14 protein-coding genes are annotated in these 20311 nt (G+C 63.6%); 6 read left to right on the top strand and 8 right to left on the bottom strand.

The features are described from left to right. Positions 1-17 precede the first annotated feature (17 nt). Positions 18-701, top strand: a complete 684-nt coding sequence (locus DSM110093_RS10815; RefSeq protein ID WP_243265057.1) for a TIGR04283 family arsenosugar biosynthesis glycosyltransferase — start codon at positions 18-20, stop codon at positions 699-701. A gap of 41 nt (positions 702-742) precedes the next feature. Here the strand turns inward: DSM110093_RS10815 and DSM110093_RS10810 are convergent, their stop codons facing one another. Beyond that, on the bottom strand, positions 743-2599 hold the full coding sequence (locus tag DSM110093_RS10810) for an ABC transporter ATP-binding protein (protein ID WP_243265056.1): 1857 nt from the start codon (positions 2597-2599) through the stop codon (positions 743-745). A 233-nt stretch (positions 2600-2832) separates the two neighbouring features. On the opposite strand from DSM110093_RS10810, the gene DSM110093_RS10805 reads away from it, so the two are divergent. Further along, positions 2833-4041 carry an aminotransferase class V-fold PLP-dependent enzyme gene (locus tag DSM110093_RS10805; RefSeq protein WP_243265055.1) on the top strand — a complete coding sequence of 403 codons (1209 nt, stop codon included), beginning with the start codon at positions 2833-2835 and terminating at the stop codon, positions 4039-4041. Here the strand turns inward: DSM110093_RS10805 and DSM110093_RS10800 are convergent. Next, positions 4038-5141: a pyridoxal phosphate-dependent aminotransferase gene (locus tag DSM110093_RS10800; protein ID WP_243265054.1), complete on the bottom strand. Its 1104-nt coding sequence runs from the start codon at positions 5139-5141 to the stop codon at positions 4038-4040. The genes DSM110093_RS10805 and DSM110093_RS10800 overlap by 4 nt on opposite strands. Positions 5142-5260: 119 nt before the next feature. On the opposite strand from DSM110093_RS10800, the gene DSM110093_RS10795 reads away from it, so the two are divergent. Next, positions 5261-6052 carry a crotonase/enoyl-CoA hydratase family protein gene (locus DSM110093_RS10795; RefSeq protein ID WP_243265053.1) on the top strand — a complete coding sequence of 264 codons (792 nt, stop codon included), beginning with the start codon at positions 5261-5263 and terminating at the stop codon, positions 6050-6052. Between the two features lie 242 nt (positions 6053-6294). Here DSM110093_RS10795 and DSM110093_RS10790 read toward each other — a convergent pair whose 3' ends face one another. Continuing rightward, entirely contained in the window at positions 6295-9228 is a 2934-nt protein-coding gene (locus tag DSM110093_RS10790) for a valine--tRNA ligase (RefSeq protein WP_243265052.1), read from the bottom strand. Between the two features lie 86 nt (positions 9229-9314). Beyond that, entirely contained in the window at positions 9315-9755 is a 441-nt protein-coding gene (locus DSM110093_RS10785) for an Lrp/AsnC family transcriptional regulator (protein WP_243265050.1), read from the bottom strand. Between the two features lie 100 nt (positions 9756-9855). On the opposite strand from DSM110093_RS10785, the gene DSM110093_RS10780 reads away from it, so the two are divergent. The 3 genes from DSM110093_RS10780 to DSM110093_RS10770 all read left to right on the top strand — a co-directional run bounded on the left by DSM110093_RS10780 (position 9856) and on the right by DSM110093_RS10770 (position 14447). Next, positions 9856-11016, top strand: coding sequence for a type III PLP-dependent enzyme (locus tag DSM110093_RS10780; RefSeq protein ID WP_243265049.1), 1161 nt, complete (start codon positions 9856-9858; stop codon positions 11014-11016). Positions 11017-11086: 70 nt separating this feature from the next. Next, positions 11087-13384 (top strand): xanthine dehydrogenase family protein molybdopterin-binding subunit, encoded by a 2298-nt coding sequence (locus tag DSM110093_RS10775; RefSeq protein ID WP_243265048.1) that lies wholly within the window; start codon positions 11087-11089, stop codon positions 13382-13384. Positions 13385-13400: 16 nt separating this feature from the next. Continuing rightward, positions 13401-14447 carry a DUF2235 domain-containing protein gene (locus DSM110093_RS10770; RefSeq protein WP_243267714.1) on the top strand — a complete coding sequence of 349 codons (1047 nt, stop codon included), beginning with the start codon at positions 13401-13403 and terminating at the stop codon, positions 14445-14447. Positions 14448-14450: 3 nt separating this feature from the next. Here DSM110093_RS10770 and DSM110093_RS10765 read toward each other — a convergent pair whose 3' ends face one another. The 4 genes from DSM110093_RS10765 to putA form a co-directional block, all read right to left on the bottom strand. Further along, a complete protein-coding gene (locus DSM110093_RS10765; RefSeq protein ID WP_243265047.1) occupies positions 14451-14837 on the bottom strand; it encodes a GFA family protein in 387 nt (128 codons plus the stop codon). Further along, positions 14834-15577: a rhomboid family intramembrane serine protease gene (locus DSM110093_RS10760; protein ID WP_243265046.1), complete on the bottom strand. Its 744-nt coding sequence runs from the start codon at positions 15575-15577 to the stop codon at positions 14834-14836. Before DSM110093_RS10760 ends, DSM110093_RS10765 begins: the two co-directional genes overlap by 4 nt. Before the next feature lie 85 nt (positions 15578-15662). Further along, positions 15663-16814 (bottom strand): amidohydrolase, encoded by a 1152-nt coding sequence (locus DSM110093_RS10755; RefSeq protein ID WP_243265045.1) that lies wholly within the window; start codon positions 16812-16814, stop codon positions 15663-15665. A gap of 22 nt (positions 16815-16836) precedes the next feature. Continuing rightward, positions 16837-20253, bottom strand: a complete 3417-nt coding sequence (putA, locus tag DSM110093_RS10750; protein ID WP_243265043.1) for a bifunctional proline dehydrogenase/L-glutamate gamma-semialdehyde dehydrogenase PutA — start codon at positions 20251-20253, stop codon at positions 16837-16839. Between the last annotated feature and the right edge of the window lie 58 nt (positions 20254-20311).

The raw sequence follows: 20311 nt of genomic DNA, 5'->3' as shown, positions 1-20311 counted from the left end.
ATCCAAAAGGGGCAACCATGCGCGCGCCGATCTCTATCGTTATTCCCAGCTTGAATGCAGCCACCTCGCTGCCCGCCTGCCTTGCCGCCCTTGTCGAAGGGTTGCAGGCCGGGCTGATCCGCGAGGTGATCGTCAGCGATGGGGGATCGACGGACGGCACGCAGGCATTGGCCGAAGGCTGGGGGGGCGAGGTGGTTTCAGGCACGCCGTCGCGGGGCGGACAACTGAGCCGTGGATGTGCGGCGGCGCGGGGCGATTGGTTGCTGGTACTGCACGCCGACACGGTGCTGGCGCCGGGCTGGACCGATGCGGTGCAGGATCACATGGCACGCGGGGCGGGGGCTGCGGGGTGGTTCCGCTTGCAATTTGATCAGCGAGGGCTGGCGCCGCGATTGGTGGCGGTCTGGGCGAACCTGCGCAGCGGCTTTGGCCTGCCTTACGGCGATCAAGGGTTGCTGTTGTCTCGCGCGCTTTATGACGACGTGGGCGGCTATCCGGATCAGCCGTTGATGGAGGATGTCGCACTGGCCCGTGCCTTGCGGGGGCGGTTGCAGCGTTTGGATGGGCAGGCCACGACCAGCGCCGATAAATACCGCCGCCAAGGGTGGTTGCGTCGGGGCGGGCGTAACCTTTGGACGCTGGCACGCTATGCGATGGGCGCAAACCCCGAAGACCTTGCGCAGAGCTATCGCCGCTCTTGATCGCAAATGGGGCGCGAGATTTCTCGCGCGCCCCCTACCTTTTAGTTAAAGAACAGCGCCCCGAGGCGCTGTATTAGATTGGGCTGGCGCAGCCTCTCGCGGCGCTGCTTTGCTGTCAAAGCGCCCAAGCCGCGGGCATCCGACACCGTCTTTCCGTCGCGGAATTGCAGGCGGTAAAGGTCGGCATAGATGCCGCCGCGCTCCATCAATTCGTCGTGGGTGCCTTCATCGGTGACTTGGCCGCGGTCCATCACCACGATCTTATCCGCGCTGCGGATGGTCGAGAGCCGATGCGCGATGACGATGGTGGTGCGCCCCTTGGCCAGCCGGTCAAGCGCGTCTTGGACGACCTGCTCCGATTGCGCGTCCAGCGCGCTGGTGGCTTCATCCAGCAGCAAGATCGGCGTGTCGCGTAACAAGGCGCGGGCGATCACAACACGCTGCCGCTGGCCGCCAGACAGGGCAGAGCCGCGCGGGCCAACACGGGTGTCGAGCCCTTGTTCAAGCTGTGGCAGGAAGTCGGCGACATGGGCTGCCTTCAACACGCGATCGAGTTCCTCATCCGTCACGTCATCGCGGCCCAGCACGATATTCTCGCGCAGGGTTTCATCAAACAGCAGCGCCTCTTGGGTCACGACCGAAAACATGCCGCGCAGGTCGGGCAACGCGAGGGCCGTGGTCTCAACACCGCCGATCTGAACCGTGCCGTTTTGTGGGTCAACCAGCCGGGTCAGCAGGTTAAAGATTGTCGATTTCCCCGCGCCAGACGCACCGACAAGCGCGGTCGTCTCACCAGCCTTGGCCGAAAGGTTCAACGCATTGAGCACTTTGGAATCGCCATAGGACAGCGACACGTCGCGCAGCGCGATATCGGGCGGGCCATCCGGTGCGGCCACTGGTTTGGCAGGGCTGCGGAGGTGCAAGGGCGCGTCGAGCAGCTCCTTAATCCGCTCCAACGCGGCGGCGGCCATTTGCCACAAGCCGCTAATTGCACCAAGGCGGCGCAGGGGGGAGAACATGAACCCAAGCGCGGTGAAGAAGGTCATAAATTCACCGATGGTCTTGTTGCCCGCGATGATCTCGGACCCGCCGTAGACGATCACGGCCATGAAACCGATGCCGGACATGATGTCGATCATCGCCGGGATCGCGGAATTGCCAAAGGCGGCGCGAACTTCGGTGCGGATGAAAACCCGCGTTAACTCGCGGTATTGGCGGGCCTGATACGCCTCTAGCGCGTTCAGCTTGATCTGCACGATGCCGTGAAAGACTTCATCCAAACGTGTCGACAGGCTGGCCCCTATATCGCGCGCCTCGCGCGAACGGGCGCGGACGAAACGCTGCGCAATGGCGGCCGGAAGCACCATCAGCGGCACGCCGATCATCGCCAGCAGCGCCCAAATTGGATCAATTGCGATGGCGACGCCCATAAGGATCACCAGACCCACAAGGTCGCGCCCCGCGCCTGTAATCACCGCGCGCCAGACATTGCCCACCGCGTTCACATCTGATTGCACACGCTGCACCAGAAAACCGGGCGGGTGGTTTTGGTGAAATGCCCCGTCTTGGCGCATCATCCGGTCCAACAGGTCGATGCGCAGATCCGCCGCCGTGCGCTGCGCCACGCGGGTCAGCAACACCTTCTGCACCACCGTGGCCAGCGCGCGCAGCGCAAAGATCGCCACCAGCACCAGCCCCACCCAAACCAGCGCACCTTGGTCGCCGCCGACAAAGACGCGGTCGAACATCGGTTCCATCAGCTTGGCCAGCACACCCAAGGTTGAGCCTTCGATGACCATGAAGATCACCGCGATCACCATCAGCCCGGTGTGCTTCTTCAGGTAGTCCCGCCAGAGCCAACGCATCAAATGCGCGGAGGTGTAGCTTTCATCATTCATTCCGGTGCCTGATCCTTTTGGGCAGTCCCCTTTGGTGTACGAAAGCCAAGCAGGCAGGGCAAGCGGTCGCGCGGGCTGCGCTGAGCCCCGCTTGCCGCGGATTATGAGAGGTTAGGGGCCATTTTCTGCGCGGCTTACCTTAGGTCCGTTCGCGTGTTGACCCCGGCCGCGCGGGCAGTAAGCTGCGCCCGACCGCAGACTGGTCACGCAATTTCAAGACGGCAGCTAATATCATGACAACGCAATCTAAAATCGCCCCGGGGCGCTCTTACCTGGCCATTCCCGGCCCCTCAGTCATGCCCGAGGCCGTGCTAACCGCGATGCACCGCGCCGCGCCCAATATCTATGAGGGCGAGTTGGTCGATATGATGCCGGGGCTGACGGCTGATCTAAAGCGCGTGGCGCGGACGGATCATCACGTGGCGATGTATATCAGCAACGGCCATGGCGCATGGGAGGCGGCGCTAAGCAATGTCATCGCGCCCGGTGATCATGTGTTGGTGCTGGCCACGGGGCGTTTTGGCCACGGCTGGGCCGAGATGGCGACAGGGCTGGGGGCCGAGGTTGAGATCATCGATTTTGGCCGGAATGCGCCCATTGACCTAGAGCGAGTGGCCGAGCGGCTGCGCAGCGATAGCGCGCATCAAATCAAAGCGGTGATGGCGGTGCATGTCGACACCTCTAGCTCGGTGCGCAACGATGTCCCAGGCCTGCGCCGACTGCTGGATGACGAGGCCCACCCCGCGCTTTTGATGGCCGATTGCATTGCCTCATTGGGCTGCGAGACGTTCGAGATGGACGCATGGGGCGTCGATGTCATGGTCACGGCGTCGCAAAAGGGCCTGATGGTGCCGCCGGGCATGGCTTTTGTTTTTTTCAACGATAGGGCCGAAGACGCACGCGCGCGGTTGCCTCGTGTAAGCCGCTATTGGGATTGGTCGCCGCGTGCACATGCAGAGCAGTTTTATCAATACCACGGTGGCACCGCGCCCACACATCACCTTTACGGCCTGCGGGCCGCGCTTGATCTGATCCATGAAGAAGGGATTGAGCAGGTCTGGCAGCGCCATGCGACACTTGCCCGCGCCGTCTGGGCCGCTTGCGAAGCATGGTCGGCGGAAGGAAGCCTGCGGCTGAATATCGATGACCGGGACCTGCGCAGCCATGCTGTCACAGCGCTGCGCCTTCAATCGCCCCATGCGTCCGAGTTGCGCAATTGGGTGCAGGGAAATCTGGGACTGACACTTGGCATCGGTCTTGGCATGGCCCTGCCGGGAGAGCCCGCGTGGCACGGGTTTTTCCGGTTGGGCCATATGGGCCACGTGAACGGCCAGATGATCATGGGGCTGCTTGGCGGCATCGAAGCTGGGCTGTGCGCGTTAAAGATTGAGCACGGGCAAGATGCGCTGCAAGCGGCGGCCGAGGTGATCGGCAGGGCTTAAGCCCCGCCTGCTTCGGCCAGCGCTTCGGGTAGGGCGGCGGCAAAGATGTCCAACTCCTGCGGCGTGCTGCAACTGATGCGGATGCAGCGGTTTTGCGGCGCAGCAAAGGGCATCCGCACAAAAATGCCCCGCGCCACCAGCGCGTCGAGCACCGCCTTGGCAAAGGTGCCATCGCTGCCGCAATCGATCGCGACGAAATTGGCAGCCGAGGGGAGGGCGCTCAGCCCGTTTTCTTCGGCGATCTGCGTGATCCGGTCACGGGCCTCTGCGATCTTTGCCTGAACTTGCCTAAGGTACTCTTGGTCCTGCACCGCTGATAGGGCACCTGCCTGAGCCGCGCGGTTTAGACCGAAGTGGTTGCGCACCTTGTGGAAGGCAGTGATCAGTTCCGGCGCGGCGATGGCATAGCCAATCCGCGCCCCGGCAAGCCCGTAGGCTTTGGAGAAAGTTCGCATCCGGATCACGCGCGGGTCATCGGCGGCAAGCTGGGGTGCAGTACCTTCTGGTGCGCATTCGATATAGGCTTCGTCCAGCAACAGCAGGCTGCCTTGGGGCAGATCGTCGAGCACGCGCGCCAGTGCCGTGCCCTCATGCCAAGTGCCCATCGGGTTGTCGGGATTGGCGAGGTAGACGAGTTTCGCATCGACCTCCGCCGCCTTGGCGAAAAGTGCTGCCGGGTCTTCGTGATCGTCGCGGTAGGGCACTTTGTGCAGCACGCCGCCAAAGCCCGCCACATGGTAGTTGAAGGTTGGGTAAGCGCCTTCCGAGGTCACCACCGCATCGCCTTCGCCAACCAGTAGGCGGACGAGATAGCCCAATAGCCCGTCGATGCCTTCGCCGACGATGATATTGTCGGGCGTCACGCCATGCAATTCGGCCAATGCCGCGCGCAGCTCCACGCTTTCGGAATCGCCGTATTTCCACATCTCGGTCTCGGCCATGGCCGCGATGGCGCGAGGCGAGGGGCCAAAGACGTTTTCATTGGCACCCAGCCGCGCTTTGAAGGGACGGCCAAGGCTGCGCTCCTGTGCTTCGGGGCCCACGAAGGGGACGTTGGCGGGCAGGCTTTGGGCGAGGGGGGTAAGGCGTGCATATGTCATGCGCCAAGGTGTAGGGTTGGACCGTTGAGAGGGCAAGGGTCGCAGCACCTGCCGCCACGTTTTGCTGGTGCCGCGCGTTGATCTGCGTTGAACTGCGCCAAACATTTAGGAGAAGTGCCATGCCCCGCGTCACCACCCGGATCGAAGACCATATCGCCCATGTGACCCTCACCCGCGCCGACAAGATGAATGCCGTGGATGATGAGATGATCGAGGCGATTATCGCGGCAGGTCAGGAGCTTGCGGCCTCAGATGCCCGCGTGGTGGTGTTGTCGGGTGAGGGCAAAGGCTTTTGCGCGGGCATCGATATCGGCGGGCTTTCGGGGATGCTGGGGCAGGATGTCGAAGCGCTGATCATGCCGCGCACCCATGGCGAGGGCACGACGAACAAATGGCAAGAGGTGTCGATGGTCTGGCACCGTCTAGAGATCCCGGTGATCGCGGCGCTGCATGGCGTGGTCTATGGCGCGGGGATGCAACTGGCGCTTGGTGCGGATATCCGCATTGCCGCGCCGGGTACGAAGCTGGCGGTGATGGAGATGAAATGGGGCATCGTGCCGGATATGGGCGGCATGGTGCTGTTGCCGCGTTTGGTGCGCTCGGATGTGTTGCGGCGGATGACCTATACCGCCGCGCCCGTGGATGCCGCGCAGGCCGAGCGTTGGGGGCTGGTGACTGAGGTCGCCGATGATCCGCAGGCGGCGGCACTGGAACTGGCGCGGGTGATTGCGGGGAAGGGGCCGAATGCCGTGAAGGCGGCCAAGCGGTTGATTGGATATGCGGAATCCGGTGCGTCGGACGGGGAGGTGCTTGAGGCCGAGTCGCGGGAACAGGCGGCGCTGTTGGGCAAGCCTGAGCAGATGGAGGTGATCGCGGCGGAGTTCGGCAAGCGGCCTGCGGTGTTTAAATAGGCTGATTAGCGCTTCGTTAACATCGTGCGCAACAGCCCGGAATCAAGGCCGAAGGCCGCCGGGCAGCGCCAGACCGCCCGGACGGGCTGGCGCTTTTGCAATGTGGTGCTGTCCTGAGATCAAGCAAATGCGCGGCAGAGATAAACTGCCGAACTGAGATGCTATTAGCGCCATCCCGCGGTCTGGCGCTGCCCGGCTCGTGTTGAGTTGGAGGCGTGGCAGCTAACCACCACGCCAAATTATTACCCCAGTTCAGCCAGACGATCCAAAGCCGCCTGCAACTGGTCGGCCTCTTCCTGACGCGCATCCAGATTGGCCTGCGCCTCAGCGACAACCTCTTCCGGTGCAGACGCCGCGAACTTGGGATTGTTCAAACGCCCCTTCAGCCCGCCAATTTCCTTGCCCAGCTTGTCGAGCGACTTTTGCAACCGCGCTTTCTCGGCGTCGATGTCGATCAACCCAGCCAGCGGCAGGCCAAAGCTGGCCCCCGGTGCCGCGATGGACACGGTGCCTTTGGGGAAACTGTCGGTCTTCTCAAGGCTCTCGACCCGCGCGAGGCGTTTGATCATCACCTCGTTGCGGTCCCATGCGCCCTGTGCAGCCTCGTCCATATCAGTCACCAGCATCGGCACCTTCAGCCCGGCTGGCACATGCATCTGTTGGCGTGCGGAACGGACGCTTTCGATCAGGCCGATCACCCAGTTCAGCTCGCGGTCAGCTTCGGCATCCAGCAGATCGGCGGTGGTGTAGGTCGGCCAATCGGTCAGGGCGAGCAGTTGGTCGCGCTTGGTGGTGGTCTGCCACAGCTCTTCTGTGATGAAGGGCATGATCGGGTGCAGCAGCACCAGACATTGCTCAAGCACCCAAGCCATCGTCGCGCGGGTCTCTTCGGCCTCGGGCGCATCGTCTTGCAACAGTGGCTTGGAGAGTTCCACATACCAGTCGCAGACCTTGCCCCAGACAAAGGCATAGAGCGCGTTGGCCGCGTCGTTGAAGCGGAAGTTGCCAAGCGCCGCGTCGACCTCTTCGCGGATGCGGGCGGTCTCGCCCACGATCCATTTGTTCAGCGTGGCCTGCGGCTGCGGCATCGCGGCGGGCATGCTGTCGAAGACGTTGTTCATCTCGGCAAAGCGGTGCGCGTTCCACAGTTTCGTGCCGAAATTGCGGTAACCTGCAATGCGTTGGGTGCTGAGCTTCAGGTCACGCCCCATCGCCGCCATCGAGGTGACGGTAAAGCGCACGGCATCGGCGCCAAACTCGTCTATCAACTCCAGCGGGTCGAGCACGTTGCCCAAGGATTTCGACATCTTCTTGCCCTTCTCGTCGCGCACCAGCGCGTGGACATAGACGGTGTCGAAGGGCTTTTGATCGACCACGGCGTATTGCATCATCATCATCCGGGCGACCCAGAAGAAGATGATGTCGAAACCGGTGACCAGCACGGAGGTAGGGAAGTATTTCTCAAGCTCCGCCGTCTGCTCGGGCCAGCCTAGCGTGCCGATGGGCCAGAGGCCGGAGGAGAACCATGTGTCGAGCACGTCGGGGTCGCGGCGCAGTGTCTTGCCCGGCGCCATGGCCTGCGCCTCTGCCTCGGTCGGCGCGCAATACTCATTGCCCGCGTCGTCGAACCACACCGGGATCTGATGCCCCCACCAGAGCTGGCGCGAGATACACCAAGGCTCGATGTTCTCCAGCCAATGGAAATAGACCTTGCGGTCCTGCTCGGGCAGGATCGTCACCTCGCCAGAGCGCACCGCATCAATAGCAGGCTGCACGATCTTATCGGTGGCGACGAACCACTGGTCGGTCAGCATCGGCTCGATCACCACTTTGGAGCGGTCGCCGAAGGGCTGCATGATTTTCTTGGCCTCGGCCAGCGGCACGAGGTTCTCTTCCTCGGTGCGCATTTCGCCGCCTTCACCGGGCTCGACCGGGGCCTTCTTGGCGGCGCGGCCAAGGCGGGGGTCGGTCGCCTCGGTCATCACGGCGAGGCCCTCGGCCGTCACGTCCTCGACCACGCGTTTGCGGGCCTCGAACCGGTCGAGACCGCGGTAGGCGTCGGGCACGAGGTTGATCTCGGTGGCGTCCTCTGGGGCGGGCTCCGATCCATCGGCGATGGCCTGCGCGCGGGCGGCGGCCTGATCGTAGGGCAGGCCATCGGCGCGCATGCGGCCCTGGGTGTCCATCAGGGCGTAAAGCGGGATGCCGTTGCGCTTGGCGACTCCGTAGTCATTGAAGTCATGTGCGCCGGTGATCTTTACCGCGCCCGAGCCGAAGTTCTTGTCCGGGTATTCATCGGTGATGATCGGGATCAGGCGGCGCTGCGCCTTCGGGCCAACTGGAATTTCGCAGAGTTTTCCGACGATTGAGGCGTAACGCTCATCCGATGGATGAACCGCAACAGCACCGTCGCCGAGCATGGTTTCGGGGCGCGTGGTGGCGATGGAGATATAGTCGCGGGTTTCTTCGAAGAGTGTATTCCCGTCCTCGTCTTTCTCGACGTAGGTATAGGTTTCACCCCCCGCCAGCGGATACTTGAAGTGCCACATATGGCCGTCGACTTCGGTGCTTTCGACCTCCAAATCCGAGATCGCGGTCTCGAAATGCGGGTCCCAGTTGACCAGCCGCTTGCCGCGGTAGATTAGCCCCTTGTTGTACATATCCACGAAGACCTTGATCACGGCGTCGTGGAAATTGCCCTCTTCACCCTCGGGCGCACCGGGTGCGCCGGACATTGTGAAAGCGTTGCGCGACCAGTCGCAGGAGGCGCCCAGACGGCGCAGCTGATCGATGATCGTGCCACCGGATTTCTGCTTTTGCTCCCAAACCTTGGCGGTGAACGCCTCACGCCCTAGTTCGCGGCGGCCCGGCTGGCCGGTGGCGGCCAATTCACGCTCCACCACCATCTGCGTGGCGATGCCCGCGTGGTCTTGGCCGGGCTGCCAGAGGGTGTCGAACCCCTGCATCCGGTGCCAACGAACGAGGATGTCCTGCAACGTGTTGTTAAAAGCATGCCCCATGTGCAGCGATCCGGTGACATTCGGCGGCGGGATCATCACCGAGAAATGCTCGTCACGCTGCGCATTTGCGCCCGCTTTGAACGCGCCTTTGGTTTCCCAATCGGCGTAGATGCGGCTTTCCGCCTCGGCGGCGTTGAAGGTCTTTTCGAGTGCCATGGTCATGATCCCTTTTGTTGCGCCCCGTTTAGCGGTCTGGCGCGGCGAGGGAAAGACCTATGGCAAAGCGGATTTGGGGCAGGGGCCTAACCGCGCCGGTCGATCTTGGTGCTGAGGTGAATGAGGCTCTCACTGCCTTTCACGCCGCGCGTCTCGCCAATACGGTCGAGGGTGTCGTCCAACTCTTGCGTGGTCTGCGCCGCGATCTGCACCAGCAGGTCAAAGCGGCCCGAGGTGGTGTGGACGACCTGCACGCCGGGCAGGCTGCGCAGGCGGGCCAGCACGGCGGGACCAGCGCGCAGTTCGATGTTGACCAGCGCGGTGGCGTGCAGCGGGGCACGGGCGGCCTCGCCCAAGCGCAGGGTGTAGCCGACGATGGCGCCGCTGCGTTCCAGCCGTTCCAGCCGCGCCTGAACGGTGGTGCGGGCAAGGCCGAGGTTGCGCGCAAGATCGGCCACCGGCAATCGGGCGTTGCCTTGCAGCGTCGCGATCAAAGCGCGGTCGGTATCGTCAAGTTGTACTGTCATATCGTCAATTCGCCGAAAGTTCGCGTCACTTTAGGCGGTTTGACACGATGAATCGACTGAAATCGCGGCTTTACTGGAGAAAGGCAAACAAGAGGCCCCCATGCAGCATATCGCCCCCCTTTCCGACAGCCCCGCCGCTTACTTGGCCAAACACAGCCCTGATGCGCCGGTCTTGTTTCTTGCCCCCTCGGTGCTGCAAGCCACGGCGCGGCGGTTTCAGGCGGATTTCGACGGGTTGGTGACCTATGCGGTCAAGGCCAATGACCGGCCCGAAGTGCTGTCGAACCTTGTTGCGGCGGGGATCACCACTTTTGATGTCGCGTCCCCGGCAGAGATGGCAGCGGTCCGTGCGGTCTGCCCGCAGGCGACACTGCATTATAACAACCCCGTACGCTCGGCGGCAGAGGTGCAGGCCGGGATCGCGGCGGGCGTCTATAGCTGGTCAATTGATGACATGTCGGAACTGGCCAAGCTGCACGACGTGCCGCGCGACAATGAGGTGGCGGTGCGCTTCGCCTTACCGGTCAAGGGCGCGGCTTATGACTTCGGGTCCAAATTCGGCGCGGCACCTGAGCAGGCGGCGGACCTGCTGCGCGCGGTGGTTGAGATGGGGTTCACGCCTTCTATGTGTTTCCACCCCGGCACGCAGTGCAACGATCCGCAGGCTTGGGTGCAATATGTCCATGCGGCGGCGGATATCCTGCGGATGGCGGAGGTCTCGATCAAACGGATGAACATCGGCGGTGGCTTTGCCGTGGATCGCGGCTTTGACGCGCCGGATCATCGGGCTGTCTTTGCCGCAGTTAAGGCGGCGCTGGCTGATAGCTTTGGCGCTGAGGCTCCGACGCTGCTCTGCGAGCCGGGCCGGGCGATGGTTGCCGATGCCGCCGTGCTGGCGACCCGTATCAAGGGGATGCGCAATGGGGGGCGGACGGTGTTCCTGAACGACGGTATCTATGGCGGTCTGCCCGATCTGCGGGACATGGGCCTATCGGGGCTGGTGGATGTGGTCGGCCCTGAGGGGGCGCTGCGCCAAGGGGCGCCGACACCGCGCGTGGTCTTTGGCCCTACTTGCGATTCGTTGGATCGTTTGCCCGATGGCCTGCCGCTGCCCGACGATGCACAGACGGGGGATTATCTGTTGTTTGGCGGGATGGGGGCTTATTCCATCGCCATGTCCACCGCCTTTAACGGCTACGGGCTGGGCCAGGTCGCGCTTGTCTCGGACCTTGGGGCAGAGCTTAAGCGCAAGGCGGCTTGAGCCTCTGGACACTGACGCGCTGCCCGCTACTGTTGGCCCGAAGCACTAAGGGCAGTAGGGGCAGCGTCAGATGGAAAAGTTCGGGAAAAGCCAGCCGGTCAAACGGGTGGAAGACCACCGTTTCCTGACCGGCGATGGCCGCTATGTGGATGATATTGCACCCCGTGACGCGCTGCATGGTGTTTTCTTCCGCGCGCCTGTGGCGCACGGGATGATCACCGAATTGGACGTGGACGATGCCCGCGAGGCAGAGGGCGTGCATCTGGTGCTGACCTGCGCCGATCTGGAGGCGGCGGGCATGAATATCGCCTTGCCGAATACGGTGGTCGATAACCGCGATGGCAGCAAGGGTGCCGCGCCGCTGCGCCCCATTCTGGCCAAGGGCCGGGTGCGCTATGTGGGTGAGCCGGTGGCTTTGATCGTGGCTGAAACCTTGCAACAAGCCCGTGATGCGGCCGAATTGATCCTTTTCGATGCCGATGATCTGCCCGCCAAGATGGACCTGACCCCCGGCGGTGAGACCCTGCATGACGAAGCGCCCGACAACCGCGCCTTCGACTGGGGCATGGGGGACGAGGACAAGGTCGAGGCGGCATTTGCCAAGGCTGCGCGCCGCGTCAAGCTGGAGGTCGGCGATAACCGCATCATCGTCAATTCGATGGAGCCACGCGGCTGCTATGCGGAATGGGCCGATGGCCGGTTGCATGTGGCGCTGGGCGGGCAGGGGGTTTGGGCGCATAAGAACTTCTTTGTCAAAGCCTTTGGCCTCAGCGAAGACAACGTGCGCGTGACAAACCCCGATGTCGGCGGCGGCTTTGGCATGAAGGCGATGACCTACCCTGAGTATTTTTGCATCGCCCAAGCTGCGCGGGCGCTGGGCCGTCCGGTGCGCTGGATGTCGGAGCGGACGGAAGCGATGCTCACCGACAATGGCGGGCGCGATCTGGTGTCATGGGCCGAGTTCGCCTTTGACGAAAACCACAAGATCACCGCCTACCGTGTCGACACGCGCTGCAACCTCGGGGCCTATAACAGCCAGTTCGGCCAGCCGATTCAGTCGCAACTGTTCTCCAAGGTTTTGATGGGCGTCTATGACGTGCAAGACACCTATCTGCATGTCGAGGGCTATTACACCAACACCGTGCAGGTCGATGCCTATCGCGGCGCCGGGCGGCCCGAGGCGATCTATGTGCTGGAGCGGTTGATGGACCGCGCAGCCCGGGAGTTGGGCGTCGATCCGTGGGAGCTGCGCCGCATCAACTTCATCAAGCCGGACCAGTTTCCCTATACCACCGCCACCGGAGAGCTCTACGACGTGGGCGATTTTGCGCGGCTGCTGATCCGCGCGGGCCAAGAGGCCGACCGCGCGGGGTTCACCGCCCGCCGTACTGCGGACGCCAAACGCGGCCTGCTGCGGGGACAGGGGCTGTGTTACTATATCGAAAGCATTCTGGGCGATCCTTCTGAAGGGGCCAAAGTGGTCTTTGAGGAGGATGGCAGCGTGACGATTTATGTCGGCACCCAAAGCAATGGGCAGGGGCACGAGACGGTCTATGCGCAGTTCCTGTCGGATCAGACCGGCATCCCTGCGGAGCGGATCAGCGTTGTGCAGGGCGATAGCGACTTGATTAAAAAGGGCGGTGGCACTGGCGGCTCACGTTCGGTGACCACGCAGAACACGGCGACCGTGGCCACCGTAGCGAAGATAGCCGAGGTGTTCGCGGCGTTTTTGGCCGAAGAATTGGGCGTCGCGGCGAGCGATATCGCCTTTGACGACGAACGTTTCCGCGCCGAGGGGTCGAACGTCAGCCCCACGATGTTGGAGGTGGCGGAAATGGCCCGTGCCAAGGGCCGCGACGATCTTCTGTCTCACCACGAACGCGCCAGCCTGCCGGGGCGCAGCTACCCCAACGGGGCGCATGTGGCCGAGGTGGTGATCGACCCTGAAACTGGGGTGGTGACCCTCGACCGCTATACGGTGGTCGATGATTTCGGAAATCTGATCAACCCGATGCTGGCCGAAGGGCAGGTGCATGGTGGGGTCGCTCAAGGCATCGGCCAAGCGGTGCAGGAACGGGTTGTCTATGACGAAGATGGGCAACTGCTGACCGCCACCTTCATGGATTATGCCATGCCTCGCGCCGCCGACCTACCGATGATCTCTTTCACTTCGGAACCCGTGCCTTCGACCGCCAATGCCATGGGCATGAAGGGCTGCGGCGAAGCCGGGACCGTGGGCGCGCTGGCGGCGGTATCGAACGCGGTGCAGGATGCGCTTTGGGAACGCGGTGTGCGGCAGGCAGATATGCCATTCACCCCGCATAGGGTCTGGGAGATGCTGCAAGGTGCCGCAATCGCAGCCGAGTAAAAGCCTGTTTCAACGGTTGTTCGGGCGGTTCTGGCAGCGGCCTGAGAGCGATTTCGGGCCGCGCCGGGGCGTGGTGACCCATGTCATTATCCTTGATGGGACCATGTCCTCGCTCGAACTGGGGCGAGAGACCAACGCTGGCATCGCCTATAGCCTGTGCCGCGAGATGGGCAGCGCCCTGTCGATCTATTACGAACCGGGTCTGCAATGGCGTGATTGGCGCAGCGCGCGCGATGTGATCATGGGGCGCGGAATCAATCGGCAGATCCGCCGCGCCTATGGCTATCTCGCCTCGCGCTATCGGCCCGGAGATCGGATTTTTCTGATGGGCTATTCGCGCGGCGGCTATGCCGTGCGCTCGCTCGCCGGGGTGATCGACCGTGTGGGCCTCCTGCGTGCCGAGGCCGCGACAGAGCGTAACATTCGCGACGTCTACCGCCATTATGAGGCGCAGACCCTCAGCAAAGCAGGTGCTCTTTTTGCAGGGGCCAATTGTCACCCGCAGGTCGAGATTGAAGCGATTGGCGTCTGGGATACGGTCAAATCCCTTGGCATCAATGCGCCGTTGTTTTGGCGGCTATCGCAACCGCTGCACATGTTCCACAACCACGATCTGAGCCGCAATGTGAAGAACGGCTTTCAGGCGCTGGCGCTGAACGAAACCCGTGTCGCCTATGCCCCGGTGCTGTGGACCACGCCCGAGGGCTATGCCGGACGGCTGGAGCAGGTCTGGTTTCCGGGCACCCACGGCGATGTCGGCGGGCAATTGGGCGGGCATGAGGGCGCGCGCCCCTTGGCCAATATCCCACTGGTCTGGCTGTTGTCGCGGATGGAAGACAGCGGTCTGCCGCTCCCCAAAGGCTGGACCACACGTTTTGATCAAGACCCTACTGCGCCCTCCATCGGGCGCTGGCGCGGCTATGGTAAGATGCTGGTGACCCGCCGCCGTCGCGTTGTGGGGGCCGACCCGTCAGAGTGGCTGCACGAAAGCGTGGATCAGCGCCGCGCAGAGGCCGAGCCACAGCCGGGGCTTCTGGCGCGGATGCAGGGGGGTGATCTCTAGCCTCTAGCCGGGTTCGCGGTCCGCAGGGTGGTTGATGCCATCGCTATAGGGCAGCGGCTCCATCTCCCATGGCGAGACCCCTTCGATCGCGCCAAGGTTCACGCCGCATTCATCGGGGTTCGAACGGCGGCGGTGGTGGGTGTAAATGCCACAGGTCTTACAGAAATAGTGCTGCGCGGTATGCGTGCCCCAAGTGTAGAGCGTGAGGTTCTCAGCCCCCTTCAACACGGTCACCGTTTCGGCCAGTGCCGTCACCGTGGCGGCGGCGCGGCGGCGGCAAAAAGAGCAGGTGCAGCGCGAGGCCGAGGCCAGACCGCGCGGGAACAGGGCTTCGATCAGTACCGCCCCACAATGGCAGGAGGCGCGGCGGGTTTCTGAGGTTTCGGTCATTTGCGTCTCACTTTCGGAATGCGACTTTCGCTGAGGTCATAGTCGGCAGCGGCATGGGGCGGATGGCCGTCGGTCTGCCGCCAAAAGGCAAAACCGCCCCGGCGCAGCCACAGCGGCAGGGTCAGAACCAGCCCCGCGATGAACCCGCCCGCATGGGCCCAATAGGCCACGCCGCCGGTGCCCGGCGTGGCACCGATCCCCCCGATGAACTGCATGCCGAACCACAGGCCCAGCATGATCCAAGCCGGGATCGCGAAGATGCGGAAAAACACGATAAGGATCACCAGAATATCCACTTTGGCACGAGGGAAAAGCAGCAAATAGCCCCCCATGACCCCCGCAATCGCGCCCGATGCACCGACCATGGGCACCCATGAGAGCGGCTCTGTCACCACTTGGCCCAGCCCCGCCGCGATGCCGCAGGCAAGGTAGAACAGCAGGTAGCGCCCGTGGCCCATTTCATCTTCGACATTGTCGCCGAAGATCCACAGAAACAGCATGTTACCGGCCAAATGCATCCAGCCGCCATGCAAGAATTGCGAGGTGATAAGGCCAAAATACCCCTCTCCATGGCTCAGCCGCGCGGGCAGTAGGGCGTAGGTGTAGTAAAACTCTGCCAAGGCACGCTCATCGGCCATCAGCGACAGCGAAGACAGGAACACCCCGATGTTCACCGCCATCAGCGCATAGGTTATATAGGGCGTGCGGCCCGAGGGGTTATGGTCGCGGATCGGGAACATGCGGGCCAGCCTTTGCCAAGTCGCGCGCAGCGTCAAGCGGCACGGGGGGAACTTGCATGTTTAGCTGCGCCCGCCGGGGCATCTGTCAAGCAGAACCCAGCAAATCCCGCGCGATCCGCTCAAAAATTCCCGCGCCGATGGGGATCAGATCATCCGGGAAATCGTAATCGGGATTGTGCAGTGCCGCATAATCCTCTCCCGGCCCAAGGCAGAGCATCGCCGCTTTTGCATCGCGTCCGAACAACCCGAAATCCTCAGAAGCGCGCATCGGCAGGTTTCTCTGCCCGTGTGACACGCCAAGCGCATCCATCGCCGCGGCGGCGATGTCATAGGCTTCGGGATGATTGATTGAGGCGGCGAAATGGTCGGACTCCGCGAATTCCGCTGTCAGCCCGTATGCCTCGGCAGCGCGGGCGACCTCGGCGCGCAGGGCGTCCTCAATCTCGGCCAGTGTGTCGTCGCGGGTGCTGCGCAGCGTGGCATAAAGCACGGCTTCGCCGGGGGCGATGCCAAAGGTCGGCTCGCCCATGCGCAGGTGGGTCAGGGTGACAAGTCGGAAGCCATCGTGGAGCGCCCCGCCGGGGCCGAGCGCTTGCAGCGCCGGGACCAACTCAGCCAGCGCAGGCGCAGGCGATCTGCCGTCTTCGGGGCTGGCGGCATGGGCGGTCTTGCCGCTGAGGGTCAGGGCGATGCCCTTGGAGGCGCAATTGATCAGGGCGGGGGCTGTATCCACATGGCCGAAGGGGCGGCCCGGCTCGACGTGGATGGCAAAGGCATAATCGGCGGCGATCTCGGTATAGGCCGGGTCGTTCACCACGGCGCGTGCGCCGCTGCCGTCTTCTTCGGCAGGTTGAAACATCAGCACGACGCGGCCGTGTGCCACGGGTTGCCGCGCGATCAGTCGCCCAAGCGCCAGCAGCATGGTCATATGGCCATCGTGCCCGCAGACATGGCTTTTGCCCGGCACTTTCGAGACCCATGGAATGTCGTGCTCTTCGGGGATCGGAAGGGCGTCCAGCTCGGCGCGGAACAGCACCGTGGGGCCGGGGCTGCCGCTTTCAAAGACCGCCGCGACACCGTGCCCACCGAGGCCGGCGAGAATGCGCGTGGGGCCGAGTTTTTCCAGTTCCGCCGCGATGGTCCGGGCGGTCTCAATCTCTTCGCCCGAGATTTCGGGATATTGGTGGAGCGCCCTGCGAAACCGCGTTAGGTCTTCGATGTCGCTGTTCGTCAGCATGGCGCTCCTCCGATTGTCGGTCTTAGGCCATCATGCCCAAGAGCTGGGCATTGCCGCCCGAGGCCGTGGTGTCAACACAGACATGGCGTTCGGCGCGGACGCGGGCGGTGTCGGGCTTGCCGCGCAAAAGCGGGATGATCGCGCCCTCACGGGCCGCCAGCGCCTTGTCGATCTGCCGCGCCGTCGCATCCTCGCCCCACCAAAGCACGCCGCCATAGGCCGGGCCAGTGGTCAGCGCCTCAGGGTCGATCCGGCCAGAGGCCGTGACCGCAACACCGCCGAGCGCCCGCACGGCCTTGGCCTGCGCCTCTGCCGTTTCGGCGCCCGGTCCCATGCACAACAGCGCGGGGCGCGGCAGGGTCGACAGGCGGTTGCTCTCTCCGGTCGGGCCGGGCATCGACTGGGTTTCCAGAACGGTCGGATGCTGAGCGGGCAGGGTGGGGGGCTTAGCCACTGCACTGTCCCATGTAGCGCTAGCGTCCTGATGGTCAGGTGCCGAGAAACGTGGCAGATAGTTCGGCCCGCCCGCCTTTGGTCCGGTGCCCGAAAGCCCCTCGCCGCCAAAGGGCTGGCTGCCAACGATGGCGCCGATCTGGTTGCGGTTGACGTAGATGTTGCCCGCCTCGATCCGTTCCGAGACATGTTGCACCCGGTCGTCGATGCGGGTGTGCAGACCAAAGGTCAGGCCATAGCCGGTGGCGTTGATCGCGTCGATCACGGCGTCGAGTTCGTGGCTTTTGAAGGTCGCGACATGCAGCACGGGGCCGAAGATTTCGCGCTTCATGTCAGCAATGCTATTTACCCGCAGGATCGCGGGACCGACGAAGGTGCCGCCCTTGGGCGCTTTGAGGTCCGCGATGACGCGGCCTTCGGTGCGGGCGGCTTCGATATGCTCGACGATCCCTTTGCGCGCGGTGTCGTCGATAACGGGGCCGACATCGGTCGACAGCTGCCACGGATCGCCCATGTTGAGCGCCTGCATGGCCCCCGTCAGCATGCGGATCAGGTCTTCGGCGATGTCCTCTTGCACATAGAGGCAGCGCACAGCGGAGCAGCGTTGGCCTGCCGATTGGAAAGCGCTTTCGACGATAGCCTGCACCGCCTGTTCGGGCAGGGCGGTGCTGTCGACGATCATGGCGTTAAGGCCGCCCGTCTCGGCGATCAGTGGCGTGCCGGGGGCGCAGTGTTCGGCCATATTGGCGCGGATGCGCAGGGCGGTGGCGGTGGAACCGGTGAAGGCCACGCCGTTCACGCGGGCATCGCCGGTCAGCGCTGCGCCGACCTTGCCGCTACCGGGCAGCAGTTGCAGGGCGGAATGCGGCACGCCCGCCTCATGCAGTACTTCGACGGCGAGTTTGGCGATTAACGGCGTCTGTTCAGCCGGTTTGGCCAGCACGGCATTGCCAGCCGCCAGTGCAGCCGTGACCTGCCCGCAGAAGATCGCCAGTGGGAAGTTCCACGGTGAGATGCAGGTGAAGATGCCCGCGGGGGGCGTGTTGGTGGCTTGGCCCGCGTAGTAGCGCAGGAAGTCCACCGCCTCGCGCAGTTCGGCCACGCAGTCGGGCATGCCTTTCCCAGCCTCACGGGCAAGGATGGCAAAGATCTCGCCGTAGCGGGCTTCCAACATGTCAGCGGCCCGCAAAAGCGTTGTGCGGCGTGTGTCGAGCGGGGCGTCCCAAAGCGCGGCATTGTCCAGCGCCGTGGCGACATCGGCGTCGGAGGCGGGCTGGACCGTGCCGGGGGAGGTGCCGCCGGTCGGGTTGGAAACCTCCTCTGCCGCCTCGGGCGCGGGGGTGCCCGCAAGGATTGGCGCGGCGTTCCATGTGGCGTCTGCAAAGGGCGCCCGGGCTTCTTCGATGGCCGCAAGGGTCGGGCTATGGGCCAGATCGAAGCCCCGCGCATTGGCGCGTTGCGGCTGGAACACGTCCGGGCCTTTCGGGATCGTCGGCGCGCTGTCTTGCAGCTGGTCAAACGGGTCGGCGGCCACCACTTCGGGCGGTACGTTTTCGTCAACGATCTGATTCACGAAACTGGAGTTCGCGCCGTTCTCAAGCAAACGCCGAACCAGATAGGCCAGCAGATCGCGGTGCGCGCCGACGGGGGCGTAGATGCGGCAGCGGGTGCCGTGTTTCTCCATCACGATGTCATGCAGGGTCTCGCCCATGCCGTGCAGACGCTGGAACTCATAGGCCTCGGGGTCGTCGGCCATATGCAGCACGGCGGCGACGGTATGCGCGTTATGCGTGGCGAACTGCGGATAGATACGATCCGTCATGTTCAACAGTTTGCGGGCGTTGGCGATATAGCTCACATCGGTCGCGGCCTTGCGGGTGAAGACCGGGAAACCGTCAATGCCCTCGACCTGCGCTTGCTTGATCTCGGTGTCCCAATAGGCGCCTTTCACCAGACGGACCATGATGCGGCGATCATGGCGGGTGGCCATGTCGTAGAGTGTGTCGAGCACCACGCCGGCGCGGGGGCCGTAGGCCTGCACGACCACGCCAAACCCGTCCCAGCCTGCCAGCGCGGGCTCGGCCATCACGGTGTCGATCACTTCGAGCGACAGCGCCAGACGGTCGGCTTCTTCGGCGTCGATGTTCAGGCCCATGCCCGCCGATTTCGCCAAGAGCGCCAGCGCCCGCAGGCGCGGCACCAGATCACGCATTACCGCCTTTTCCTGCGCCAATTCATAGCGCGGGTGCAGGGCCGAGAGTTTGACCGAGATGCCGGGGTTCTTGCGGATGTCGTCGTGGGTGCAGGCATCGGCAATGGCCGAGATCGCACGGGAATAGCTGAGGTGATAGCGTTTCGCGTCCGCCTCGGTCCGGGCGGCTTCGCCAAGCATGTCGTAGCTGTAGGTGAAGCCCTTTTTCTCCATCCCTTTGGCGCGTTTCATCGCCGCCTGAATGTCTTCGCCTAGAACGAACTGACGGCCCATCTCGCGCATGGCGCGGCTGACGGCGGTACGGATCACCGGCTCGCCCAGACGTTTGATCGCGGCGCGCAGGTGGCGCACCGGACCGGGCTGGTCATCATCAAGCACGCGGCCCGTCAGCATCAGCGCCCATGTGGAGGCGTTCACCAAGCTGGAGGTCGAGTGCCCCATGTGGCGGCCCCAGTCCGAGGGGGCGATCTTGTCTTCGATCAGCGCGTCGATGGTCTCGGCATCCGGCACCCGCAGCAGCGCCTCGGCGAGACACATCAGCGCCACGCCTTCGTCGGTGCTGAGACCGTATTCAGCGAGGAAGACTTCCATCATGCCGGGGGCCGACGTGCCGCGAATGTCACGTACAAGGCCTGCCGCATCGGCGGTGATTTGGGCGCGATCTTGGGCAGACAAATTTGCTTGCGTGGTAAGCTCGGTCAGCAGCATGTCCGGATCGGCATAGGTGCGTGCGTCGATGGTGTGGCGAAGGGCAGGGGCGTGATCGAGGGCCATGGCAAGCTCCAATTGATGTTTGACCCAGAATACACCATGGTACACAGGTTATTCGACT

Source organism: Sulfitobacter sp. DSM 110093, assembly GCF_022788715.1.
Taxonomy (GTDB): Bacteria; Pseudomonadota; Alphaproteobacteria; order Rhodobacterales; family Rhodobacteraceae; genus Sulfitobacter.
The sequence above is the reverse complement of the archived record's forward strand: the minus strand, read 5'-3'. Positions and strand labels throughout refer to the sequence as shown.

Coding starts and splice junctions, on each gene's coding strand:
- DSM110093_RS10775 (WP_243265048.1), top strand. CDS start 11,087: ATGGAAAAGTTCGGGAAAAGCCAGCCGGTCAAACGGGTGGAAGACCAC.
- DSM110093_RS10765 (WP_243265047.1), bottom strand. CDS start 14,837: ATGACCGAAACCTCAGAAACCCGCCGCGCCTCCTGCCATTGTGGGGCG.
- DSM110093_RS10780 (WP_243265049.1), top strand. CDS start 9,856: ATGCAGCATATCGCCCCCCTTTCCGACAGCCCCGCCGCTTACTTGGCC.
- DSM110093_RS10785 (WP_243265050.1), bottom strand. CDS start 9,755: ATGACAGTACAACTTGACGATACCGACCGCGCTTTGATCGCGACGCTG.
- DSM110093_RS10800 (WP_243265054.1), bottom strand. CDS start 5,141: ATGACATATGCACGCCTTACCCCCCTCGCCCAAAGCCTGCCCGCCAAC.
- DSM110093_RS10795 (WP_243265053.1), top strand. CDS start 5,261: ATGCCCCGCGTCACCACCCGGATCGAAGACCATATCGCCCATGTGACC.
- DSM110093_RS10760 (WP_243265046.1), bottom strand. CDS start 15,577: ATGTTCCCGATCCGCGACCATAACCCCTCGGGCCGCACGCCCTATATA.
- DSM110093_RS10805 (WP_243265055.1), top strand. CDS start 2,833: ATGACAACGCAATCTAAAATCGCCCCGGGGCGCTCTTACCTGGCCATT.
- DSM110093_RS10810 (WP_243265056.1), bottom strand. CDS start 2,599: ATGAATGATGAAAGCTACACCTCCGCGCATTTGATGCGTTGGCTCTGG.
- DSM110093_RS10790 (WP_243265052.1), bottom strand. CDS start 9,228: ATGGCACTCGAAAAGACCTTCAACGCCGCCGAGGCGGAAAGCCGCATC.
- DSM110093_RS10755 (WP_243265045.1), bottom strand. CDS start 16,814: ATGCTGACGAACAGCGACATCGAAGACCTAACGCGGTTTCGCAGGGCG.
- DSM110093_RS10815 (WP_243265057.1), top strand. CDS start 18: ATGCGCGCGCCGATCTCTATCGTTATTCCCAGCTTGAATGCAGCCACC.
- putA (WP_243265043.1), bottom strand. CDS start 20,253: ATGGCCCTCGATCACGCCCCTGCCCTTCGCCACACCATCGACGCACGC.